This window comes from Arthrobacter sp. Dra40 (assembly GCF_059091905.1).
On record NZ_JBNHHB010000284.1, the window covers coordinates 1 to 5,672 of the forward strand.

Sequence of the window (5,672 nt, forward strand, 5' to 3'; positions counted from 1 at the left end):
ACCCTCTCGGGCGGAAACCAGCAGAAAGTTGTCATGGCCCGGGAGCTGTCGAGGCCGTTGAAGCTTTTTATTGCTTCGCAGCCGACCCGGGGCGTGGACGTGGGCTCCATCGAATTCCTGCATAAGCGGATCGTGGCCGAGCGCGACGTCGGCACACCCGTGATGATCGTGTCGACCGAGCTGGACGAGGTGCTGGAACTCGCGGACAGAATAGCCGTGCTCTACCAGGGCCGGTTAATGGGCATCGTCCCGGCCGGCACCTCGCGCGGCGAACTGGGCTTGATGATGGCCGGCATGAGCGCTGGAGAAGCGCAAGCCCATCAGGCGGACGCCGGAGGGCAGCAGATAGACGCCGAAGGAGGCGAGGAATGAGCGCGGACGAGGCCGGCAAGCCCGGGAAGCACTCCAAACGCGGGGGCAGGTCCACGGTCGACGGCGACGAGCAGCGGCTCGAGGCCGCCGCTTCCCTGGGCGACGGAACGCAGGCACCGCCCGCCGTCCCGCCCACGGGGGAGAGCCTGCGCCCTGAGTTGCGCGGGCATCAGACCATGATGCAGCGGATCGTGTCGGGAAACGCGCTGGTGGCAGTTCTCGCCATTGTGCTGTCCCTGATTGCCGGTGGCATCCTGATTGCGCTGACCAACGAAGAAGTCGCCCGGACCTCCAGCTATTTCTTCGCCAGGCCGCAGGACATGCTGGTTGCCGGCTGGACGGCTGCCGCCGACGCTTATGCCGCGTTGTTCCAGGGATCGGTCTTCAACTTTGAAGGCTCCACGTTCTCGCGCATGATCTATCCGCTGACGCAGACGCTGACGGTGGCCACGCCGCTCATCTGCGCCGGTCTGGGTGTAGCGCTGGCGTTCCGCGCCGGACTGTTCAATATCGGCGCACAGGGCCAAATCATCATCGGCGCCACATTGGCCGCCTGGGTGGGCTTCAGCTGGCACCTGCCGGTGGGAGTGCACCTGCTCCTGGTCATTCTGGCCGGCATCCTCGGCGGCGCACTGTGGGGTGGCCTCGTCGGCCTGCTCAAGGCCAAGACCGGCGCCCATGAAGTGATCCTGTCGATCATGCTCAACTACGTGGCCATCAACCTGGTGCTTTACCTGCTGACCATGCCGGCGTTCCAGCGCCCCGGCTCCAGCAACCCGATCAGCCCCCAGCTCGACGCCACCGCAATGTACCCGCCGCTCTTCGGCGACAGCTTCCGGCTGCACTGGGGCTTCGTGGTCGCCATCCTCGCCACTGTTTTTTGCTGGTGGCTGCTGAACCGCTCCACTGTCGGGTTCGAGCTGAGGGCCGTGGGCTCCAACCCACAGGCCGCCCGCACCGCGGGCATCAGCGTCACCAAGGGGTACGTGGTGGTCATGGTGCTGGCCGGCGCCCTCGCGGGGTTGGCCGGCGTCGCACAGGTCGCAGGTACCGAGCGGGTGCTGACCTCGGGTGTGGCGGCCAGCTTCGGGTTTGACGCCATCACCGTGGCCCTGTTGGGACGTTCCACCCCCTGGGGCACCTTCGCTGCCGGGGTGTTGTTTGGCGCGTTCCGTGCCGGCGGCGTGACCATGCAGACGAACACCGGCACCGGCATCGACATCGTCCTGGTGGTCCAGTCCATGATCGTGCTGTTCATCGCGGCCCCGCCGCTCGTGCGGGCGATCTTCCGGCTGCCCGACCCCGGCAAACTGACGGCAAAACCCCGTAAGACCGCAAGCACCGGAGGTGCAGCATGAGTACGGCCACCGCCACCGCCCCGCAGCAGGGCACAGTCGCTGCGGACACCGTGCGGAACTGGAAAACTCCGATCATTCTGGCCGTGCTGGCTCTCGCCGCCGTCCTGGTTTTCGCGGTCGGCGCCCCCCACAACTCGGTCACCTTCCGGTTGTCGGACCCCAACGACCCTGTGGTGCTGCCCTCGGTTGTGCTCTCGGCCGCCGTGACCGGCTGGGTCACCGCCATCCTGATGCTGGCCGCCGCCGTTTGGTCGCTCACACTGGTCCGTGCCGGCCGCAAGGTCCCCCGCTGGCTGGTGGCGGTCTTTGCCGTCCTGTTCGTGGCGGGATTCCTTACCTGGGTAGTGGGCAGCGCCCGGACCCCCAACGTGGCCCTGTATGGCCTGTTGGCAGGCTCCGTCACGCTGGCCGTACCGCTGATCTTCGGTTCCCTTTCCGGCGTGCTGTGTGAACGATCCGGCGTGGTGAACATTGCCATCGAAGGGCAGTTGCTGTTTGGCGCCTTCTCCGCCGCAGTGGCCGGATCCCTCTCCGGCAACGCCTTCGTGGGCCTGGCCGCCGCGGCCGTTGGCGGCGTGCTGGTCTCGGCGGTGCTGGCTGTGTTCAGCATCAAGTACATCGTCAACCAGGTGATCGTCGGCGTCGTGCTCAACGTGCTGGTGTCCGGGCTCACCGGGTTCCTGTTCTCCACCGTGCTCTCGGCCGACTCGGCCAGATGGAATTCACCGCCCCGGCTGCCGATCATCAGCATCCCGGTCTTGTCCGACATCCCGATCATCGGGCCCATCCTGTTTGAACAGTCGGTGGTCGGCTACCTAATGTACATCGCGGTGGCAGTGATCTACGTCGGCCTTTTCCACACTAAGTGGGGCCTGCGCACCCGTGCTGTCGGCGAACACCCCAAGGCGGCAGACACTTTGGGCGTGAAGGTCAACCGGATGCGGTTCATGAACGTGCTGTTGGCCGGCGTCGTTGCCGGTTTGGGCGGTGCTTTCTTCACCCTGGTCCTCGTCTCCAGCTTCGGCCGGGACATGACCGCCGGGCAGGGCTACATCGCGCTGGCGGCGCTGATCTTCGGCCGCTGGAACCCGCTGTGGGCGTTCTTTGCGGCGCTGCTGTTCGGCTTCGCGACCAACCTCCAGTACGTGCTCAGCGCGCTGGGCTCCACCGTGCCGAACCAGTTCCTGGCCATGCTGCCCTATGTGGTGACCATCTTCGCCGTCGCCGGCCTGGTGGGCCGTGCCCGTCCGCCGGCCGCCAGCGGCGTGCCGTACATCAAGGGCTGATTCATGGAACCGATGGCACAGCCCGTGGACTGGGAGAAACTCCAGCGGGCCGCAGCGGACGCCATGAAGCGGGCCTACGTGCCGTACTCCGGGTTCCCGGTGGGTGCGGCGGCCCTGACGGACGACGGCAGGATTGTCTCCGGCTGCAACGTGGAAAACGCTTCCTATGGTCTGACCTTGTGCGCCGAGTGTTCGCTGGTCAGCCAGCTGAACATGACCGGTGGCGGGAAACTGGCGGCGTTCAGCTGTGTGGACCGTGACGGCAATGCGCTGATGCCGTGCGGCCGGTGCCGGCAGTTGCTGTACGAGTTCCGGGCGCCCGGCATGCTGCTGATGACGCCGGCGGGCCTGAAGACCATGGACGAGGTGCTGCCGGACGCTTTCGGTCCGCAGCACTTGGCCTGAGGGCCGGAACGCATCTCGGAAGGAGCAGGACATGACTGAAACATTCGACGCCGTGGACATCATCAGGACCAAGCGGGACAAGGGGACACTGAGCCCGGAACAGATCGCCTGGACCATCGATGCGTACACCCGCGGTGCCATTGCCGACGAGCAGATGTCTGCGCTGAACATGGCGATCCTGCTCAACGGGATGGATCGGACCGAGATCTCGCATTGGACGACGGCGATGATCGCCTCCGGGGAGCGGATGGACTTCTCCTCGCTCGGCAAAGCGACCGCGGACAAGCACTCCACCGGCGGCGTGGGGGACAAGATCACGCTGCCGCTGGCCCCGCTGGTGGCCGTCTTCGACGTCGCCGTGCCGCAGCTCTCCGGTCGCGGCCTGGGCCACACCGGCGGCACCCTGGACAAGCTCGAGTCCATTCCCGGCTGGCGGGCACTGCTCACCAACGACGAGATGATGCAGCAGCTGGCCCAGGTGGGCGCGGTCATCTGCGCGGCCGGATCGGGTCTGGCTCCCGCGGACAAGAAGCTCTACGCGCTGCGCGACGTGACGGGCACCGTGGAAGCGATCCCGCTGATTGCCTCCTCGATCATGAGCAAGAAGATCGCCGAAGGCACCGGCTCGCTGGTGCTGGACGTGAAAGTCGGCAGCGGGGCCTTCATGAAGGATGAACCCAGCGCCCGCGACCTGGCCGAAACCATGGTGGCGCTGGGCAAAGACGCCGGCGTCAACACGGTGGCGCTGCTGACGGACATGGGCACGCCACTGGGCCTGACCGCCGGCAACGCCATTGAGGTCGAAGAGTCGGTGGAAGTGCTGGCCGGCGGCGGCCCTGAGGACGTAGTGCAGCTCACAGTGAGGCTGGCCGAGGAAATGCTGCAGGCCGCCGGCGTGACGGATGCCGACCCGGCGGCTGCGTTGCAGGACGGCCGTGCCATGGACGTCTGGCGGTCCATGATCCGTGCCCAGGGCGGCGACCCCGACGCCAGGCTTCCGGTGGCCCGGGAATCAGAGGTCGTCTACGCTGCGGCTGACGGTGTGCTGGTCGAGCTGGACGCCCTGTCGGTCGGCGTCGCCGCCTGGCGGCTGGGGGCGGGACGGGCCCGCAAGGAAGACGCGGTGCAGGCCGGGGCAGGCGTGCGGATGCACGCCAAACCCGGAGCGAAGGTCCGCGCCGGGGAGCCGCTCATGACCCTGCTGACCGATACTCCTGAGAGGTTCGACCGCGCCAAGGAGGCGCTGCGGGACGCCGTCGTCATCGCTCCGGAGGGGAGCAGGCCGGCCCGGCAGCTGATCATCGACAGGATCTCCTGACTTATCGGGAGGGAAGCCCCCAGCTCTCAAGAACTGGGGGATGAGGTGTCCATAACCGGTGGGCCAACCTCTTCCCGGCCTTCCCCCTCCACGGCTACGATGAGGGGGTGCGGCCGGAGGAAGGGGAGGCTTCGGCGCATTGCGGGGTCTGCGGTATTGACCGAAGGGGGCCCGGTCAGGGAATTACCCGATAGCGGCACAAAATGCGGCATGGCATCGTTGGACTAGACATCCAGCGGACAGGAACACCTCGTGCAGACTTTTATGGACGCCCTCAGCGTCTTCATCATCGATGCGGCGGCGCAATGGTGGATCTACCCACTGCTCCTGGCACTCTGCCTGATTGACGGCATCTTTCCCCCGGTTCCCAGCGAGTCGGTGGTCGTCGCGCTGGCAGCCATCGCGGTGTCCGCCGGTGCTCCCAATGTCTGGCTGGTGGCCGCCGTTGCAGCGGCCGGGGCCATCGCGGGTGACAACATTGCCTATCTGATCGGGCGCAGTGTCGGCGCGGACCGCTTCCGCTGGATGCAGCGGCCCAGGGTTGCCGCTGCCTTCGCCTGGGCCCGCCGCGAACTCGACCGGCGCGGAGCCCTGCTGATCCTGGGCGCACGCTACATTCCGGTGGGACGCGTCGCCGTCAACATGACCGCTGGCGCAACCGGCTACAACCACCGCAAGTTCGTCCTGTTTTCCGTGGTGGCCGGCGTTTCGTGGTCCCTGTATTCGGTTGGCCTCGGGGCCCTGGCCGGCCGCTGGTTCCAGGACAACACCCTGCTGGCCGCCGGGCTGGCGATCGTGCTGGCATTGCTCCTTGGCCTGCTGCTGGACCATGGCATGAAATGGGCCGCCCGGCGCCGTACGGCGCGGCTGCGGGCGAACGCCCTGGCCGGGCAGGGCAGCCCCGCCGCGGCGACAGTGGCAGCCGGGCTGGAG

General features: G+C 67.0%; 5 protein-coding genes and 1 pseudogene. All 6 read left to right on the plus strand.

Annotated elements, in window-relative coordinates:
• A pseudogene (locus AC5RWT_RS33955) lies at positions 1-372 on the plus strand (heme ABC transporter ATP-binding protein); the annotation flags it as partial.
• A complete protein-coding gene (locus tag AC5RWT_RS33960; RefSeq protein ID WP_494084062.1) occupies positions 369-1,730 on the plus strand; it encodes an ABC transporter permease in 1,362 nt (453 codons plus the stop codon). The pseudogene AC5RWT_RS33955 and the gene AC5RWT_RS33960, both read left to right, overlap by 4 nt.
• Positions 1,727-3,016 (plus strand): ABC transporter permease, encoded by a 1,290-nt coding sequence (locus tag AC5RWT_RS33965; RefSeq protein WP_494084063.1) that lies wholly within the window; start codon positions 1,727-1,729, stop codon positions 3,014-3,016. Before AC5RWT_RS33960 ends, AC5RWT_RS33965 begins: the two co-directional genes overlap by 4 nt.
• 12 nt (positions 3,017-3,028) lie before the next feature.
• Complete coding sequence (locus tag AC5RWT_RS33970; protein ID WP_494084066.1) at positions 3,029-3,421, plus strand: cytidine deaminase; 393 nt, start codon at positions 3,029-3,031, stop codon at positions 3,419-3,421.
• Positions 3,422-3,452: 31 nt separating this feature from the next.
• Positions 3,453-4,739: a thymidine phosphorylase gene (locus AC5RWT_RS33975; protein WP_494084064.1), complete on the plus strand. Its 1,287-nt coding sequence runs from the start codon at positions 3,453-3,455 to the stop codon at positions 4,737-4,739.
• A 252-nt stretch (positions 4,740-4,991) separates the two neighbouring features.
• A partial coding sequence (locus AC5RWT_RS33980) for a DedA family protein (RefSeq protein ID WP_494084065.1) occupies positions 4,992-5,672 on the plus strand: 681 nt, incomplete at its 3' end.

Coding starts and splice junctions, on each gene's coding strand:
- AC5RWT_RS33970 (WP_494084066.1), top strand. CDS start 3,029: ATGGCACAGCCCGTGGACTGGGAGAAACTCCAGCGGGCCGCAGCGGAC.
- AC5RWT_RS33960 (WP_494084062.1), top strand. CDS start 369: ATGAGCGCGGACGAGGCCGGCAAGCCCGGGAAGCACTCCAAACGCGGG.
- AC5RWT_RS33965 (WP_494084063.1), top strand. CDS start 1,727: ATGAGTACGGCCACCGCCACCGCCCCGCAGCAGGGCACAGTCGCTGCG.
- AC5RWT_RS33975 (WP_494084064.1), top strand. CDS start 3,453: ATGACTGAAACATTCGACGCCGTGGACATCATCAGGACCAAGCGGGAC.